Raw genomic sequence first — 17,914 nt, 5'->3', positions numbered from 1 at the left:
GGAGCGATCAGACGGGCCGCCGACCGGCGGATTCACTCGCCGCGGGCCGTCCAGCGAATGCTCCGGACGAGGATCTCCTGATAGCTGGGGCAGGCCCAGGCCTTCGCATCATGCCCGGCCTGGAAGTAGACGATCCGGCTCTTGCCATGCTCGTTGGTCCAGGCGAACGGGCCCGTGTCCTTGGGGTGATGGGACGTCAGCAGGACGTGGACCTTCGGCGACACGTAGAACTCGCCGTAGGACTCGTCGTGGATGACGAAATCGCTCAGCCCTTTCGTGATCGGGTGGTCCTTGTCCGCGATCCGGATTGGCAGCTCCTCGTCGTGCGAGTAGGTGGACGGGCCGTACGACTTGCCGTCGATCTCCGTCTTCGCGCCCAACCAACGGCCCCCCTGGATATCCCGATAGGCGGCCCAGTCGGGGTTGCTGGCGAGGTTATGGTGCAGCATGACGACGCCGATCCCCCGGTCCAGCAGGGCGAGGAAAGCCTGCTGCTGCTCGGGCGTGATCGCGTGGTTCATGTCGTAGCAGACGATGGCGTCGTAGTCCTTCTCGAGCCCCGGCTTGAGGAGGCCCGCCGACTGAGGTAGCGGGGCCTTCGTGTAGGTCACCCCGGGGAGTGAATCCCACATGGCGAAGAACTCCTTCTCCTGGAATTCATGGCCGCCGAACGTCAGCAGGACCCGCAAGGGCTTCTTCCCGGCCGAGTGGTCCTGAGCGTGAGCGAACGCCGCCAGGGCGAGGGCGAGCGAGACGGCCAGCGAGGCGAAGGTCTTCATCGAGGGTCTCCACGCGAAAGGTAGTCGGAACGGGCAGGCGGTTCAGCTCAGATCGTCCAGGGCGAGCGCATCGGGCGATGCAGCCGCGAGGCGGCCTCCGGATCCCCGACGATCTCCTCCTTCTTCGGATCCCAGGTCACGGCCCGGTCCAGCCGCACCGCGATGTCGCACAGGTGGCTGAGGATGTCGCTCCGGACCGCATCGACGAGCGGGCTGACCGGGTTGGATCGCTTCTTCACGGCCTCGATGAAGTTCTCGTAGTGATTGGTGCTGACCATGAGCTTGCACGAGGTCGATCCCGGCTTCGTCGCCATCAGCGACTTCGGCTCGGCGTCCCAGTCCTGACGAGAGACGCGCACCCAGCCTTTCTCGCCCACGAACCGGGTCGAATCCATGCCGGGGCGGAACGTCAGCGTCACGCCTCCCGCGAAGCGGAAGGTCATGTCCCAGTCGTAGACCGTGTCATAAAGGCCGGTCTCCGGGACCTTGCCGGTCCCCTCCACGGTCCAGGGCCCGGCCAGATCCGCGTCGCAGCCCCAGACGAGGAGATCGAGCGGATGGGCCCCCCAACCGCCCAGGTAGCCGATCGATTGATCGTAGATCCAGTAGGTCCCCTGCGGCTTGCAGCGATCGACCGTGTAGGGCTTCTCCGGCGCCGGGCCGAGCCAGGACTCGTAATCGAAGCCGTCGGGGATAGCGGTCGGCTGGGTCGAGCCCCCGGTCCCGCCGTTGGGCGCCAGGACTTCCAGGGATTTGATCGGGCCTATGAGGCCGCTACGGACGATCTCGCAGGCCAGGCGGCAGTGCTCCAGGCTGCGCTGCATCGTGCCGTACTGGAAGACGCGGTTGTGCTCCTGGAAGACCTTCCGGCAGGCGAGGTCCTGCTCGACGGAGAGGCCCAGCGGCTTCTCGACGTAGCAGTCCTTGCCGGCCCTGGCCGCCATGACGGCGATCGGGACGTGCCAGTGATCGGGCGTGGCCACGATCACGGCGTCAATGTCGTCGCGGGCGAGGATCTCGCGAAAGTCGGCGTAGGCTTTCCCCTTGCAGGCCTGGGCCCGGCTCTCGCGACGGTCTCGGAAGGGATCGGCGACCGCCAGGCTCTGGGCGTCCTTGACATGCTGGAAATGGTGGAAAAGCCAGCCTCCCTGGCCTCCCACGCCGACATGGCCGAGGCCGACGCGCTCGCTCGCCGGGGCCTTCCCTCCTCCGCCCAGGGCGTTGCCGGTGATCACGAGGGGGAAGGCTACCGCCGAGGCCGAGCCACTCAGGAACCCACGGCGCGTGATGCCGCCTGTCATTGATTCGCTCCCGATCGGGGTGTTGCTTCGTCGCACGACGATTTTCGGAGGGTTACGCGCTAGCATCGCGCGCCCCGGGCGAAGACTCAACCGTCCGCCGACCCGCTGCGATCCGGGCGCATTCGTCGTATCATGAGGGGGTGCGACTCGGCCCGAGTGGGCGAGGAAGCTGGATTCCGTCGTGGTTCGTGGGCATGTCCTTCCTGTGCGATTCGCGCCCGAGCGGGGCGAGAAAGGGTCCGACCGATGAACGCCGGTCCGAGAGGTCTAGCCGCGAACGAGGTCCTCAACCTCTGGTCGAGGCTGATCCCCCGCGTCGTCGATTACGGCTTCGGCGTCGAATATGCTCGTCTCGAGCGTCCCCGCGTCGGCATCTTCGACGGGCTGAAGCTGACCCTCGATCCCGACGTGGACCTGGAGATGCAGTGCTTCCTGCTGCTCCACCTCTTCGGCCATTCGGTGCAGTGGGTCGCCCCGAGCTATCGGCCGGAGATCGTCGGCGTGCCGGACGAGCCGCTCGACGATTACCTCGCCGCCCTGGAAGCCTACGAGCGGAACGCCGCCCGGTTCGGGCTCACGTTGCTCCACGAGGCGGGGATCACCCACCTCGACGCCTGGTTCGCCGACTTCGCGGAGACCGACTGGAGATACGTCGAGCGGTTCTATCGCGAGGGCGCCATCCCGCCCTGGGAATCGTGCGTTGTTCGCGGCGCGGGACCGGTGGAGCCGCTGGCGATCCCGCGGCTGGAACCGCGGCCGGTGGAGACGCGGTTCGCGTTCTGACGTCGAGGACATTCCGCCCGCTCAGCTCGTCCCGGCGATCGCCGCGAGGTTCTGATGGATCGGGCTGACCTCGGCGTGGGCGCGGGCGGCGTCCTGGAAGACGGCCTGGCAGCGGACGACCGGCTCGCCGGGCTTCGGCTTGACGCGGCGGTAGGTGCCGTCCTCGCGGAGCTCGCGGGCCTTGACGTTGTCGGCGAGCACGACGGCGAGGATGCCGTCGATGATCCGGGTGCGGAGGGCCGGATCCTCGATCGGGAACATCAGCTCCACGCGGCGGCGGAAGTTTCGCGGCATCCAGTCCGCCGACGACAGGAAGACCTCGGGCAGGCCGTCGTTGAGGAAGTAGGCGATCCGGGAGTGCTCCAGGAACTTGTCCAGGATGCTGATGACGCGGATGTTCTCCGAGACCTTCGGCACCCCGGGACGCAGGCAGCAGATGCCGCGGATGATCAGGTCAATCTTCACGCCGGCCCGCGAGGCCTCGTACAGGGCCTCGATGATCTTCGGGTCCACCAGCGAGTTCATCTTGGCGACGATCCGCGCGGGGTGCCCGGCGCGGGCGTGGGCCGTCTCACGCTCGATCAGTGAGGTCAGGCGAGGGGCCAGGTGGAAGGGGGCGACGATCAGCTTCTTCCACGGGCCGCCCTGCGAGTAGCCGGTGAGGAGGTTGAACAGGGCGCTGGCGTCCTCGCCGAACTCCGGGCGGCAGGTGAAGTAGCTGAGATCGGTGTAGAGCCGGCCGGTCGTCGGGTTGTAATTGCCGGTGCCGAGGTGGACGTAGCGGCGGATGCCGTCGTGTTCGCGGCGGACCACCAGGGCGGCCTTGCAGTGGGTCTTGAGCCCGACGATGCCGTAGACGACGTGGACGCCGGCCTTCTGGAGCATCCGGGCCTTATCGATGTTGTTCTCCTCGTCGAGCCGGGCCTGGAGCTCGACGAGCGCCGTGACCTGCTTGCCGTTCTCCGCGGCCCGCGCCAGGGCGTTGATGATCGGGTTGGAGTCGGCCGTCCGATAAAGCGTCATCTTGATGGCCAGGACCTGCGGGTCTTCCGAGGCCTGCTCGATGAACTGGACGACCGTGCCGAACGACTCGTAGGGGTGATGCACCAGGATGTCGGATTCCCGGATGGTGGAGAACACGCTCTTGCGGGTGGCCATGCAGGCGGGCATCAGCGGTTCGAAGGGGGGCTCCTTCAGCTCACGGAACCCCTCGATCCTGTAGAGCCCGGCCAGCGCGGTGAGGTCGACGGGGCCGGGGACCTTGTAGACATCCCGCTCTTCTAGCTCCAGGGCCGAGGCCGAGAGGAGCTGGGCGAGGAAGCCGTCGTCGGCCCGTTCCGAGATCTCGAGCCGGACGGGGGCGCCCCATTTCCGCTGGCGGAGGGTCTCCTCGATCGTCGACAGGAGGCTGCTCTTGACCTCGTTCTCCTGGATCGAAAGGTCGCTGTTCCGCGTGGCCCGGAAGGCCACCTGCTCGATGACCCGATAGCCGCCGAAGAGGGCGTCGAGCCGCGGGCCGATGACGTCTTCCAGGAGCACGAACCGGCGCTGGCCGTCCCCCTCGTCGGGGAGCGGCACGAGCCGGCCGATCACCGAGGGGACCTGGAGCACGGCGTAGAGTACGCGGTTGTGATGGCTGATGGACTCGATCCGCATCAGCAGGTTGAGGCTCTTGTTGTGGACGTGCGGGAACGGGTGGGCCGGGTCGATCGCCAGCGGGGTCAGGACCGGGTAGACCTGGCTGTCGAAGTACGCGTCGAGGAAGCTCGTCTGGCCGGCCGTCAGCTCGTCCGGCGAGCAGATGCGGATGCCGAGGTCGCGGAGCTTGGGATGGATATCCTGGAGCCAGGTGTCGTAGAGCCGGCCGACGAAGTCGTGCGCCCGGCGGGCGATCTCCAGCAACTGGGCGAGCGGCCCCATGCCGTCGGGGAGCAGGTCCTGGGGCTCCAGGTTCTCGAAGAGCTGCGCCTGGAGGCCGGCGACGCGGACCTCGAAGAACTCGTCCAGGTTGGAGGAGCAGATCGCCACGAACTTGACGCGATCCAGGAGCGGATTGGAAGGATCTCGCGCCTCTTCGAGGACCCGCTCGTTGAAGTCCAGCCAGCTCAGCTCGCGGTTGAGGAAGAGGCTGGGATCCAGGGTGAGGGGAGGCGACGCGGACTTCGTCGGCCCATTCGGAAGCGAGTGCATGACTGCCACGGCTGAAATCCCGGACGGTCGGCCTCGGCCCCCGGAGAGCGCCGGGGGCCTGGCTCATCTGGTAAAAAGGGGCAGGAGTTGAGGGGGGCGTCGTCTCGGGTGGGCTCAGGTCGCGATGAGCTGGCGGAGCGTCCTCAGGTTTCGCGCGTCGAGCTCCTCGCCCTCCTCAATCCCCTTGGGCGTCTCCAGAATCATCGGCAGATGACGGAACCGAGGGTCGTTCACCAGCCGTCGGAACGGCTCCAGGCCGATCCGTCCGGCTCCGATCCCGGCATGCCTGTCCACCCGGCTGCCGCAATCTCGACAACTGTCGTTCACATGCCAGACGCGCAACCGGTGCAGGCCCACGGCACCGTCCAGTTGCTGGATCGTCTCATCGTACCCTCCCCCCCCATCCAGGGAATAGCCCGCCGCAAAAATGTGGCAGGTATCGCCGCAGATCCCCAGGGCCGCGGAGTGCGTCACGCGGTCGAGGATTCCGCGCAGGTGCTCGAAGCGATGGCCCAGGCAGGTCCCCTGCCCGGCCGTCGTCTCCAGGTCGATCGTCACGCGCCGGCCTTCCGTCCGCCCGAGGATCCGGTCCAGGGCCGCCGCGACCCGATCCATCCCCGCCTCCTCGCCGGAGTCCATGTGGGCACCCGGATGGACGACCAGGTCCTGGATCCCGAGCGTGGCGCATCGCTCCACCTCGACCACCATCGCGTCGATCGACTTCTCCCAGAGTGCGTCGTCGGGGCTGGCGAGGTTGATCAGGTAGGACGCATGCGAGACCAGGTCAACGATCCCGGTCTCGTCGACGGCCGATCGGAACCGGGCGACGTGGTCGTCGGTGAGGGCCGGGGCTCGCCACTGGTTGTTGTTCTTGGTGAAGAGCTGGACGGCATTGAAGCCGATGGCGTGGGCCGAGTGGACCGCCCGCTCATAGCCCCCCGCGATCGACATGTGGGCCCCGAACCTGGGCGGGACGGCGGGGGAGACGGGCTGCGTCTTGCGAGGTCGGGGCATGATCGAAAGGACTCCTGATCGTCGCGACGTGGCCTGTGAAGGATCCGCGCAGCCCGCCACTTGCACGGCGGGAGCGGCCGATCCTAGAATTGGACTGTCCGCTCGAAGATCCTGGGTCGGCGCCGGGAGGGAGACGATGATTTGGCTGATCTGGGCTGGGCTCCTGCCCCTCTGCCTGGCCGCGGCGTACTTCCTCCTCCAGCGGCCGATCCGGCTGTTCGTGGAGGATCTCCACGTCGACCAGGCGCGGGACGCCTTCCGTCGCCAGCGTGAACGGCTCGAGGCCCGCTTCGTGACCGCGCTGGGCCGCAACGACCCGGCCGAGGGTGTCCGCTGGGGAGACGCGACCTGGCACGACGAGATCGTCTGGGCCCGCGACCGGCAGACTCGCCGATTCCTCGCCCTGGTCTGTGTCCACTTCGAACCCGCCCCCTACGAACTGCTCGCGGCCGAGCGGCATGCGACGGCCGTCTTCGAATACGCCCGCGGTCGCTGGATCGCGGACGGCAAGCGACTCGACGAGATCCGCCCGGACGAGGCCGTCGGCCGCAACCGCCGCTACGAACCGGTGGCCATCATCTCGCCGAATGTGCGGCGGGTCTCCTGACCCGTCGCGACGCCTCGATCGCCCTCGCCGGCGGCTCATTCGTGGGTCTTGGACTGGAGGCCCAGCCGCAGTTCGATGTACTTCTCCAGCGAGAAGTGATCGGAACGGCAGAGCTCCAGCAGCGGTCGTTCCTGCCTCTCCACCTCCGCGCAGGCGTCCGCGAGCGCGGCGGCCACGGCATGGGGGATGATGCAGACCCCGTGCTTGTCGGCGTGGATCAGGTCGTCGGGGGCGACGGTGACGCCCCCCAGGACCACGGGCTTGCCGAACTCCACGAGCCGGACGTAGGCGTGGCTGACGCATGGATTCAGGCCGAAGAGCGCGAAGCCCAGCGCCCGGACCTCATCCAGGTCGCGGGGGCAGCCGCTGGTGATGTGGCCGACGCAGCCGAGTCGCTGGTGGATGGTCGCCGTCACCTCGCCGAACTGGGCGCCCAGGCCCGGGGGGTCGTCGATGTCCTCCGCGATGGCGATCTTCGGGCCGGGCGCGGACGCAACGTACCGCAGGTAATCCGCCAGCAGGTCCGCGCCGGATTCGTCACCGGCCGAGGGGGGGGCGGCCGTCGTCTTGCTCGTCACCGCGTAGCCGACAATGGGCCCGATCTCCGGCAGCAGACTGCGGATCGTGTGCGGGAGGAAGCCCGCGTCGCGAGGGCGGACATTGAAGAGCTCGATGGCGTTGGAGATCGTCGGCGTGTTGTAGCTCCGGAGCCTTCGGAGCTGGATGGCGTCGAGGCGGTTCCTGGACATCGGACGCAGACCCGTCGATTCGCCGGCCGCGGCCCGAGCGAGAGGAGGCCCCGCGGCCGGTGGGCTCTCCCCGGGTTCAGACTACACGAATCCCGCGCCCCGGGCCACCAGCCTGCGTTCCCGGTTGACAACTCGGCGCGACGAAAAACCGCGGAGTCGAGGCCCTGCCGTTGCGGGCTTCGCTCAGCGGGCGCTGATTACCGAACCTCGCGGGGGGCTGGGGTCAGGCCGCCTTCGCCTTCCGCGAGCGGCGCATCCACCTTCGGCCCGCCAGGCAGCCCACGATGGAGATGAGGCCGAGGGAGACCGAGGCCGGCTCGGGGACCGCGGCCGTGCCGGTCATCTCCACGATCAGGCCCGTCGGGTTGTTGCTGTCGATGGGCTTGTTGTTGACCTTGAACTCCAGGGTGTTGGTCCCGGCCTGGAATCCGGTCGTGATGCTGAAGGACTGCATCGACTGGTAGGCAAATTCGCCGATGGTCGCGATGCCGGTGGAGACTCCATTCAGCCAGATCTCGCCCGGATTGTCGGTCGACCACTTGCCGGTGATCCTGGCCGTGGAGGCGTCGAGGCCCGTGAGGTCGAACGTGGTCTCGTAGGCGGAATCGCCGCTGCCGGTGCTTCCGGGAATCGTCGTCCGATCGCTGACGGGTCCGATCCACTGGGCGGACGTCGTGTTGGGGACCCAGGGCCCGCTGACGAGCGGGTACTTGGTGTGGTCCGCCACGAAGGTGTTCGGGCCATAGCCGGATCCCGAGGGGGCCGTGGTCAAAGCGTAGTGCGAGTCCTGGGCTCCATTGATCTGCAGGCCCCCGGAGCCATTCATGCCGCTTGATCAGGGCGATGACGTGCCGGCGCCCGACGCGGGCGCCGGCGGCAGATGAGTTCAGACCCGGGACGGGAGAGAGCGCGGTTCGCGGAGTCGGCGTGGGACCCTTTAGGCGGCGGGCCCAGGGCCCGGCCTCCTGGCCGTCCCGGGCGCGGTTCGGCATCATGCGGGTCGGCGTGGCGGGGGCGTTGGGCGCCCTCGGAACGACCGGGCAAGCGATCGCTTCCGAGCCGACTGATCCGTGTTCTGGCTCGAACAGCCCGCTCTTAACCTTGTGGCGTAGCCCGGATTTCAATTCCTGCCACTAGTGGTCAAAAAGCAACAAACACAGAAAGGGCCGCGGAGCGAAGGCCCACATCGTCGGGGACCTCGCTCCGCGGCCCATGGAGGCCGATCCGGCGTCGGATGGCGGCGATCAGGACTGACGTCGGATAAGGCGGCGGAGCCACTTCCTGCCGGCCAGGCCGCCGACGATGGCGATCAGGCCGAGGGACGCGGAGGCCGGCTCGGGGACCGCGGCCGTGCCGGAGAGCTGGGCGATGATGCCGGTCGGGTTGTTGCTGTTGATCGGGATGTTGTAGACGACGAACTGGAGCGTGTTGATGCCGGCGATGAAGCCGCTGGTGATGTCCAGGCTGTGGAGGCTCTTGAAGACGGTCTCGTAGTTCTGCCCGATCCCGGTGTCCACGCCGTTGAGATAGATCTCGACCGAGTTGTCGGACGAGTACTGGCCCGTGATGTGGGCCGTGGTGAAGTCGAAGCCCGTCAGGTCGAAGGTCGTCTCGTACGTGTAGTAGCCGCTGCCGTTATTGGCCCCGCTGCCGGGGATGGTCGTCTGATCGGCGACGGGGCCGATCCACTTGGCGTTGCTGAGGTTGCCGACCCAAGGGCCGCCGGAGAGCGGGTACTTGGTCGTGTCCGCCACGAAGGTGTTCGGGCCGAAGGTCCCCGGGTAAGAGGTCAGGGTGTAGTGCGTGTCCTGAGCCCCATCCGCGAGCACATTGCCGGAGCCGTCCACGCCCGTCGAATAGAGCGTCGTGATCTGGTCCGCCCGGGCCATCCCGGCGGACAGGACGAGGAGAGCGGCGGCCAGATAATACCGACCAACAAGAGCTTTCAGCATCGTTTTCGCCTTTTTTTAATCAGGGTGTCGGGGAGCCGAGCGATCGAATCGTGATTGCGTTTCGGGTGAGCAGGGTCTCGCGGTGGTGATCCCGCCCGGAGGGGGCGGGACATGCGTGGCCGGGGCGCACCGCCTCCGTCAACGCGGTCCGGTTGGGTGCGCGGCCTGGCTTTTCAGGACTGCTTCGCGTGCGAAGCCCCGGGACCCGGGTCCTTCGCGACGACGGTCGACGGAGGGAGGTCGCGATCGACCTGACCCCGGTCCGTCCGGAGATCGGTGTGTTCGCCGCTCGATTCGCCCGGCGTCCTGATCTGGCTGCCGAGCCAACCCTCGCGGCTCACGACGGTCATAGTACGCCGCGAAATTTGGCCCCCGGACGCATGATGTGAAAACTCCCCGGGCCGCCGCCCCCACCGTTCGCGGCCGTCAACGCGAGTCGCTCGGCTCGCATCGCGCGTCGATCCGGATCATCGCGCCAGGAGGTCCCATCCGGCATCGACGCGGGAAAACTCTCTCATGGGTCACCGCGACCTTGCCGACCGGTATGGGCAAGCTTCGGCGGCTCGATCACGCCCACCCCCCGGAACCGCGACCCGTCGGCCCGTGTCCGGTACGCGGGACTCCTTGACGGTCCTCCGCCGGCCGGGGTATCGTGAGCCACTCTGTGGGCCGTTCCAAATAACGATCCCTGTGGACCTTGTGGCCGAAAGCCGGGCGACTGGAAGACCATGCTGCTGAAACGGACGCACACGTGTGGGGAGTTGACGAGGGAGCACGTCGGGGGGGCCGTCGTCCTCAACGGCTGGGTGGACGCCTGGCGTGACTTCGGCGGGCTCGTCTTCATCGACCTGCGCGACCGCTACGGCGTCACGCAGGTCGTCTTCGAGCCCGACGCCGGCGCGGAGCTCCAGTCCAGGGCCCGCGACCTCCGCAACGAGTATGTCATCGGCATCCAGGGGACCGTCGCCCCGCGGCTGCCGGGCAAGGAGAACCCGAAGCTGAAGACCGGCGCCATCGAGGTCCGCGCCACCGACTTCGTGCTCTACAACGCCACCCCGACGCCCCCGTTCGAGATCGGCGGCCCGGAGCCCAACGAGGAGCTCCGGCTCAAGTACCGCTTCCTGGACCTCCGTCGGCCGAGCATCCAGCGCGTCTTCCTGCTCCGCCACGAGCTCACCCAGCTCATGCGGAACACCATGGCCGATCAGGGCTTCCTGGACGTCGAGACCCCCATCCTGGGCCGCAGCACGCCCGAAGGGGCGCGGGATTTCCTGGTCCCCAGCCGCGTGCACGCCTCGCACTTCTACGCCCTGCCGCAATCGCCCCAGCTCTACAAGCAGTTGCTGATGGTCTCCGGCTTCGACCGTTACTTCCAGATCGCGCGCTGCTTCCGCGACGAGGACCTGCGGGCCAACCGCCAGCCGGAGTTCACCCAGCTCGACGTCGAGATGTCGTTCGTCGAGGACCACGACGTGATGTCCACGATGGAGGTGCTCATCGCCGCCATCGCGGAGCGGTTCAGCGACCAGAAACTGACCCTCCCCCTGCCCCGCCTCGAGTACCACGACGTGATGGAGCGGTTCGGGAGCGACCGGCCCGACCTCCGCTACGGCCTGGAGCTGAAGGACCTGGCGGATCTCGCCGCCGGGACCGAGTTCAAGGTCCTCAAGCAGGCTGTCGAGCTCGGCCTTCGGGTCCGCGGCTTCTGCGCGCCGGGGGGCGCGGAGAAGTACAGTCGCAAGGACCTGGACGGCCTCACCGAGTACGCCGGGACCTTCGGGGCCAAGGGCCTGGTCTGGCTCAAGGTCGAGGCGGAACAGCTCGCCGGCCCGACCGCGAAGTTCTTCCCGGCCGCCGTCCAGGCGAGCCTCCGCGAGCGGTTCGAGGCGAAGCCCGGCGACCTGATCCTGATCGTCGCCGACAGCCAGGCGGTCACCAGCCAGGCCCTCTCCAACCTGCGGGCTCGGCTGGCCTCCGAGCTCAAGCTCTACGACCCGTCGTCATTCCACTACTCCTGGATCATCCACTTCCCGCTGCTGGCCTGGGACGCGGAGGAGAACCGCTACGCCGCGGAGCACCACCCGTTCACGATGCCGATGTTCGAGGACCTCGCCCTGCTCGACTCCGACCCGGCGAAGGTTCGCGCCCAGGCTTACGACCTCGTGATCAACGGCGAGGAGGCCGGCGGCGGCACGATCCGCTGCCACGACCCGGTCATCCAGTCGAAGATCTTCGCGCTCCTCGGGCTGACGCCGGAGCAGGCCGAGGAGAAATTCGGCTTCCTGCTCAGCGCGCTCCGCAACGGCGCGCCGCCGCACGGCGGCATCGCCCTGGGCGTGGATCGGCTGGTGATGCTCTACGCGGGGATCTCCAACATCCGCGACTGCATCGCCTTCCCCAAGACCGCCCGCGGGACCGACCTCATGACCGGCGCCCCGGGGACCGTCGAGCCGAAGCAGCTCAAGGAGCTGCACATCCGGACGTCCTGAGCCCCTCCCCTCGCCAGCCGGTTGTTTCTCCCCTGCCGCGGATCTTTAATGAGGTGAGCCCCGGGCGTCGTCGGCGTCGGTATCCGCCCGACGACGCACCGGGAGAGAACCCATCGGATCGCGGAAGGGAGATACGGACATGCAGCCGGGCGCATCGACCAGTCGCAGGCATTTCGTCGGAGGGCTCGCCGCCTCGGCGATCGCGGTGCCGACCATCATCCCCGCCAGCGTCCTGGGGAGGGAGGGCAAGTCGGCGCCCGGCGATCGGATCACCGTGGCCTTCATCGGCTGCGGGAAGATGGCCAACGACTACCATCTGCCCGAGCTGCTGAAGATGCCGGACGTCCAGGCCGTGGCCGTTTGCGAGGTCGATTCGAAGCGTCGCGAGCACGCGAAGAATCGGGTCGAGGCGGCCTACGGCGGGAAGACCGAGTTCAAGGGCTGTGCTTCGTACGGCGACTTCCGCGAGATCATCGGCCGCAAGGACATCGACGCCGTCTGCATCGCCACGCCCGAGCACTGGCACGCGATCCCGGCCATCGAGGCGATGAAGGCCGGCAAGGACGTCTACTGCGAGAAGCCGTTGACCCTGACGCTCGCCGAGGGGAAGCGGTGCATCGACGCGGCGCGGAAGTACGATCGCGTCTTCCAGACCGGGAGCCAGCAGCGCTCCAACGTCTTCGGCGACTTCCGCCAGGCCGCGGAGATCATCCGGAGCGGCCGGCTCGGCCAGATCGTGGCCGTCACGGTGGGCGTGGGGGGGCCGAGCCGCCCCTGCAACCTGCCGGAGGAGCCGATGGAGCCGGGGCTGGACTGGGACCTCTGGCTCGGCCCCGCTCCCAAGCGTCCCTACAATGCGATCCTCAGCCCGCGGGGCGTCCACAAGCATTTCCCCGACTGGCGGCAGTATTGCGAGTACGCGGGCGGAGCCCACGCCGACATGGGCGCCCACCACTACGACATCGCCCAGTGGTGCCTGGGCATGGACCAGTCCGACCCGGTGGAGATCATCCCGCCGCTCGATCCTCACGCGGGTCACGGCGTGACCTACCGCTACGCCAACGGCGTGACCATCATCCACGGCGGCCCCAGCGGGTGCACGTTCACCGGCACCAACGGCACGCTCCGGATCGACCGCGGGCATCTCAGCAGCGACCCCGAGAAGATCGTCAAGGCGCCGCTCAAGGCCGACGAGGTCCACCTCGAGAAGTCGCCCGGCCATCATCGCAACTGGCTGGACTGCATCCGCTCGCGGAAGCGTCCCCTCGCCGACGTCGAGATCGGCGCCCGGTCGGTGGCGATCACCATCCTGGGCAACCTCGCCTACTGGAACGGCCGGACCCTCCGCTGGGATCCCAAGAAATGGGAGTTCGTCGGCGACCCCGAGGCCAACCGCTGGCTCGACCGGGAACGCCGCGATCCGTGGCAACTGCCCACAATCTGACGCCCCGTCCCGCCCGGCGCGATTTCGTCTGCTATCCTTGGGACGGTGTGCTCGCGACGGGCATGCCCGGACGGCGCACCGAGACTCGCCGACGGGCCACAAGGAACTAGAGCCCTGCCACCTCGCATGGATCGCCCCGCAACCCGGAACGATCCATGCGCAAACCTCGCGGACATCGGCGTCGTACCCCGTTCGTGCCCTCGATCGAGCTCGAGCCGCGATGCCTCCTGTCGCTATCCGTCTCCTGCCTGGGGACGGTCGGCGCCGACCTTGTTGGCCCCTCGGTCTCCGTCGGTTTCGACGGGATCCAGGACATCGACCTCCGCCTTTCGGGGCTTTCCGGATCATCCCCCATCGCCTCCATCCGGGTCCAGGACGGCGCCGGCCTGCGCTGGGAGTATGACTCATCCGGCACGCCCCAGGGGGGGGCGCATGCCGAGTTCTTCGCCGCGACGGATGACCCCACGCGAGGCGACCTGTACATCAGCCCGGTCGTCAATGCGTATCAGGGGGGCGGAGCGACCGGGCCGCCGCGGACGATCGCAAATGGCGATCTTCTCGCGCTGACCGTGGAGTATGCGGACGGGACGATCGGGTCGGCGCAGGCCTGCGCCGTGTCGGGCCTGGCAAGTCCCCTGGCCGTCGTGGGTTCCTCGTCGCCGGTCGCGACGATCGTGACGACCCCGGACCCGACCGCGGTGACGGTCTCGTGGTCGAACTTCGCCAACAACGGTCAGGACGGTTCGTCGTGGCAGCCGGGCGCGGTCCATCTCCTGGCGGGGAATCTGCAAGGGCGGAAGATCGCCACCGCGACCCTCAGCGACATCGCCGGCTCCGCCTGGATGAGCACGAACCAGGACCACATGTACCTGTCCGTCGCCCAGGCCGCCGACGATCGGACGGCGGACCTCTACTTCGTCCCGACCCGGGATGAGACCGTCGGCCCGGCGAGCGTCTCCGCCGCGACGGACATGACGCTCCGAATCACGTTCGCGGACGATCCGACGACGCAGTACGTCACCCGCTTCGCCGGGGGGCCGTGGCGAACGGACCTCGTGGCGGCGGGGCTGTCGGGCGGCGGGGCCGAGGCCACGGCCGTCCCCGTCTCGGACGAGGCGACGCTCGCGTCGCGGCTCCTCCACGAGACGGGAGACGACACCATCACGCTGGCACCGAACAGCACGATCATCGTGACCAGGCCGCTGGTGATCGGCCACTCGGTCCGGATTGTCGGCCAGGGGGCCACGCTCCTGTTCAGGCCGTCCTGGTCGGCCGATGTCCCCGGCGCGATCTCCCTCGACCCGAACGCTCGATGGGCCGACGTCTTCCGCATCGATCTCGAGGACTTCCGCATCGCGTTCGATGATTCCGCCGCCGGCACCTGGTACGACCCGGAGGCTGATGACCAGGGATCGCACGCGGTCATCAACCTCATGAACAGCGGCCAGACCACGGTGAGGCTGAGCCTGGACGGCATGTCGATCGAGGGGCCGGCCGCCCGCGATCCGGCCCCCCCGACCGCCGGCACGCTGCCGGTCGGCGCGACCTATGTCGGAGAGCCCACTCCGCACCTGATCTTCGCCCAGCAGGCTTACGGGTGGACTCAGGAAAGCGGCTCGATCGTGGACTCCACATTCCGAGGCGGGACCATCGCCCTGGGCGGCGGCCCCTGGCAGATCACGGGCAACACAGTCCTGGGCGCACCGGCCGGGACGTTCAGCCTGGCTGCGTTCTCGTTCCAGTCGCCGCATGACGTGACGCTCGCGAACAACCGCGTCTCGCAGGATGCGGCGGGTGGCTACCTGGCACGGTTCATCAACGTCCACGGCAGCTCCTACAACGACCTGATTACAGGAAATACCTTCATCGGCGGCCTCCCCGCGACGCCTTACACGTTCTCGACGACGCGGAACGTCTTCACGGACATCAACGCCCCGGAAGTCATCCTCGTGGAGAACTACGGCGTCTATTACGAAGGCACTCCGGCCGGCATCGCGTCTGAAGGGTACGTGCTGACGCTGCGGACCCCATCGACGTCGGTCCCCTTTCGCGGAGACGCGCCGGGGCCGGGGGCCGTGGTCTCGATCCTGAGCACGACCGACGCGGGCGAAGCCGCGAATCCGTACGCCGGGACGTGGTATCGGATCGCCCAGGTCATCTCGACGTCGCCGCCAACCTACCTCATGGAGACTCCGCTTCCCGCCGGGTCGTATGAGATCGCCGTCACGGCGGGTTCGGTGGGAGACGTCTACTCCGGGAACACGATCGACCTCTCGGGGTATCCGTCCCACGGGATCGACCTGGTGGGCAACCAGTTCGGCACGCAGGTCGTCCACAACACGTTCCTCGGCGACGGCGAAGATCCCTCTCGAGGACTCGGGCGTGGGATCGAGATCGCGGCGTACAACTCCGAGGGACAGGGCCAGGGTGATCCCTCGAATCCCTTCCCGCTCCCTTACGGCTGGACGCCCCTGCCGATGCTCGACATCACGGTGGAATCGAACACGATCGTCAACCTTCCCGCCACCCTGATCGTCGCGATCCAGCACGGGAACTTGACGAACACCTCGAGCGGGCGGGTCTACCTCACCGCGACCGTCGAGGACAACACAATCCGCTGGTCGCAGGCCTGGCTCGACCGGTGGAAGGGAGTCTTCCAGTCCATCACCAACGACAACAACAACCTCTCGAACTCCCCCGACGACTCGTGGATTCCGCCTTCCATCACGATCGGCAGCGGCTTCTCCGCGAACTACCGGATCCCGGGGACCGTGGACGGCCCCTCGGGCGAGCCCAACGGGCCGCTCGGGTTCATCGACCCGCATGAGTTGCAGGTCGTTGTTCGCGGCAACTCCGCGACCATCGTCAAGTCGAACGCCGAGGTCGACCCCCTCGCGGCCGCCTCGGGCCAGGTCTTCGCGGCGATCGTCAACGGCGTGGCGGCTCCCTCGAACGCCTACCCTTACAATAAGCCCTCGTACTTTCAATTCGGCAATTCCACCTGGTGCAACGGCGAGTACTTCTACGCCCCATTCAACGCCGCCAACCTGGACATCGCCGCCACGCCGACCAGCGGGGGAGCGACTCCGGGCGGTTCGACCGGTCCGGATAGCGGCAATGGCGGCGATGATGGGGGCGGATCGCCAGGATCCGTCGGCGGCAACATCTCGACGACGACCACGGGATCTCCGACGAGCGGCGACGGGTCAACGACGATCTCCCACGGCACGTCGGCGGCGGTTGGCGGCACGTCGATTTCATCGACCGGCGCCTCCGCCAATTCCGCGTCCCAGCATCAACCGGCTCGGAAGCGGAGGAAGACGGCCACCGCCCGGACGCGGAAGCGGCTCCATTTCAACGCGTCGAGCCAGTCGAGCCGACGGCATGCGATGCTGACGCGACGAAGGGCGATCCTCGCGGCAGTCGCAGAACGCCGATCGGCCGGGCTTATCGCGAGCGTCCCACCGGGCCGCTCGAAGCTCGAATGGAAGAAGGGGCGACAAGTCGGTAGCATGGAAACGAGCCGCAAGACCGCCCCATCTGCGGCCAACCTCTCCGGAGTCGGTTCTTGAGCCTCTCATCGCCCCGGCGCATCGTGCGCGTCCTGATCGCCCGCAAGGGCCTGGTCGCGTTCGCGGCCATGCTGATCGTGACCGTCGCTTACGGCATGCGAGACACTCGCCGAGAATCGTGCCGGTTTTCCGGCCCCTCCATTTCGAATGAGCTGGGATCATCGTCAACGGTCCCCGCCCGGCTGGAGGCCCTGGCGGCGGGCCAGCGAATCCCGGCCGATGCGCCGCCGCCGGGCTGGTCGCAGCTCGTCAGCAAGTCGATCCCGAAGCTGGAGACGGGCGACCTGGACACGGTCTCCGACCAGGCTTACGTCGTCGCCGCTCGGATCCGTCCCGTGATCGCGGCCGAGGTCGCCGGGGAGATCGACGGGAACTCGTCGGCCTATCACCTGGTCCGTGTCGGCATGGGCCTTTGCGCCCCGGCCGTGGCCGAGGGGGAAGACGTCGTCGTCACGTCCTCGAAGGTCGAGGGGACGCGCGGCGAGTGGACGACCAAGGAGCGTATCATCCTGACCGCGATGGCCTACGAGACCTCGAAGGCGACCCTCGTGGCCGCGACGCCCACCTTCGCCCTGATCAGGACGCCCGTGAACTCCCTGGTGGAGGGCAAGCACCGGACGCTCGACTGCTACCACGCCATCCTCGCCGATCGGCGGACGGGCGACGTCCGCGCGATCGTCTGGCAAGATCGTCCCGCCGCCGCGAGAGACACGCCCGGCGCCATTCCCGCACGACTGATGACGACGCCCGCCTTCTCCTGCCCGATGGACGTCCACGCCACGAAGCTGCCGGGCAACATCCCGGTCGCCTGGTCGTTCGCCATCCGCGGCCTACCGCCGGGCCAGGATATTGAGCTCCCAAGGGCGATCCTCGATCTCATACGCCGTGGCGAGGCCGACGAGCGGACCGCAGCCGAGTTCGAGGCGGGCCTGACTTCGGCCACAGATGAAGAGCGAAGCCTAGCTACAGATGAATACCGATAAGCACGGATAAATTGGAGAGAGAATCTTTACGAGGCTACGCTCTGTGGTAAC

Annotated in this window: 13 protein-coding genes; 6 read left to right on the top strand and 7 right to left on the bottom strand. The window is 67.8% G+C overall.

Going from position 1 to position 17,914, the window contains the following annotated elements:
* Nucleotides 1-32 precede the first annotated feature (32 nt).
* Together G6O54_RS01765 and G6O54_RS01760 are read right to left on the bottom strand one after the other, a co-directional pair.
* Nucleotides 33-779 (bottom strand): ThuA domain-containing protein, encoded by a 747-nt coding sequence (locus G6O54_RS01765; RefSeq protein ID WP_165219542.1) that lies wholly within the window; start codon nucleotides 777-779, stop codon nucleotides 33-35.
* A 47-nt stretch (nucleotides 780-826) separates the two neighbouring features.
* A complete protein-coding gene (locus G6O54_RS01760; protein ID WP_165219540.1) occupies nucleotides 827-2,080 on the bottom strand; it encodes a Gfo/Idh/MocA family protein in 1,254 nt (417 codons plus the stop codon).
* 246 nt (nucleotides 2,081-2,326) lie between these two features.
* Between G6O54_RS01760 and G6O54_RS01755 the strand changes: the two genes are divergently transcribed.
* The gene (locus tag G6O54_RS01755) at nucleotides 2,327-2,863 is read left to right on the top strand and encodes a hypothetical protein (RefSeq protein ID WP_165219538.1); all 537 of its coding nucleotides are present in this window, start codon (nucleotides 2,327-2,329) and stop codon (nucleotides 2,861-2,863) included.
* A 21-nt stretch (nucleotides 2,864-2,884) separates the two neighbouring features.
* Here the strand turns inward: G6O54_RS01755 and ppk1 are convergent, their stop codons facing one another.
* Nucleotides 2,885-5,053, bottom strand: a complete 2,169-nt coding sequence (gene ppk1 / locus G6O54_RS01750; RefSeq protein WP_165219763.1) for a polyphosphate kinase 1 — start codon at nucleotides 5,051-5,053, stop codon at nucleotides 2,885-2,887.
* 114 nt (nucleotides 5,054-5,167) lie between these two features.
* Entirely contained in the window at nucleotides 5,168-6,067 is a 900-nt protein-coding gene (locus G6O54_RS01745) for a deoxyribonuclease IV (protein ID WP_250846668.1), read from the bottom strand.
* 136 nt (nucleotides 6,068-6,203) lie between these two features.
* Here G6O54_RS01745 and G6O54_RS01740 point away from each other — a divergent pair, with 136 nt between their 5' ends.
* A complete protein-coding gene (locus G6O54_RS01740; protein WP_165219536.1) occupies nucleotides 6,204-6,674 on the top strand; it encodes a hypothetical protein in 471 nt (156 codons plus the stop codon).
* A gap of 35 nt (nucleotides 6,675-6,709) precedes the next feature.
* On the opposite strand, the gene G6O54_RS01735 is transcribed toward G6O54_RS01740, so the two are convergent.
* The 3 genes from G6O54_RS01735 to G6O54_RS01725 form a co-directional block, all read right to left on the bottom strand.
* Nucleotides 6,710-7,423: an RraA family protein gene (locus G6O54_RS01735; protein ID WP_165219534.1), complete on the bottom strand. Its 714-nt coding sequence runs from the start codon at nucleotides 7,421-7,423 to the stop codon at nucleotides 6,710-6,712.
* Between the two features lie 223 nt (nucleotides 7,424-7,646).
* Entirely contained in the window at nucleotides 7,647-8,249 is a 603-nt protein-coding gene (locus G6O54_RS01730; RefSeq protein ID WP_165219532.1) for a hypothetical protein, read from the bottom strand.
* 418 nt (nucleotides 8,250-8,667) lie between these two features.
* Nucleotides 8,668-9,375 carry a hypothetical protein gene (locus G6O54_RS01725; protein ID WP_165219530.1) on the bottom strand — a complete coding sequence of 236 codons (708 nt, stop codon included), beginning with the start codon at nucleotides 9,373-9,375 and terminating at the stop codon, nucleotides 8,668-8,670.
* 728 nt (nucleotides 9,376-10,103) lie between these two features.
* Between G6O54_RS01725 and aspS the strand changes: the two genes are divergently transcribed.
* The 4 genes from aspS to G6O54_RS01705 all read left to right on the top strand — a co-directional run bounded on the left by aspS (nucleotide 10,104) and on the right by G6O54_RS01705 (nucleotide 17,863).
* The gene (gene aspS, locus G6O54_RS01720) at nucleotides 10,104-11,864 is read left to right on the top strand and encodes an aspartate--tRNA ligase (RefSeq protein ID WP_250846667.1); all 1,761 of its coding nucleotides are present in this window, start codon (nucleotides 10,104-10,106) and stop codon (nucleotides 11,862-11,864) included.
* 139 nt (nucleotides 11,865-12,003) lie between these two features.
* On the top strand, nucleotides 12,004-13,308 hold the full coding sequence (locus tag G6O54_RS01715; RefSeq protein WP_165219528.1) for a Gfo/Idh/MocA family protein: 1,305 nt from the start codon (nucleotides 12,004-12,006) through the stop codon (nucleotides 13,306-13,308).
* A gap of 155 nt (nucleotides 13,309-13,463) precedes the next feature.
* Nucleotides 13,464-16,880, top strand: coding sequence for a hypothetical protein (locus tag G6O54_RS01710; protein ID WP_165219526.1), 3,417 nt, complete (start codon nucleotides 13,464-13,466; stop codon nucleotides 16,878-16,880).
* Entirely contained in the window at nucleotides 16,877-17,863 is a 987-nt protein-coding gene (locus G6O54_RS01705; protein ID WP_165219524.1) for a hypothetical protein, read from the top strand. The genes G6O54_RS01710 and G6O54_RS01705 overlap by 4 nt, the downstream gene beginning before the upstream one ends.
* Nucleotides 17,864-17,914 lie beyond the last annotated feature (51 nt).

Source organism: Aquisphaera insulae (genome assembly GCF_011064615.1).
Lineage (GTDB): Bacteria > Planctomycetota > Planctomycetia > Isosphaerales > Isosphaeraceae > Aquisphaera > Aquisphaera insulae.
This window is presented reverse-complemented; position numbering and strand designations above follow the sequence as displayed.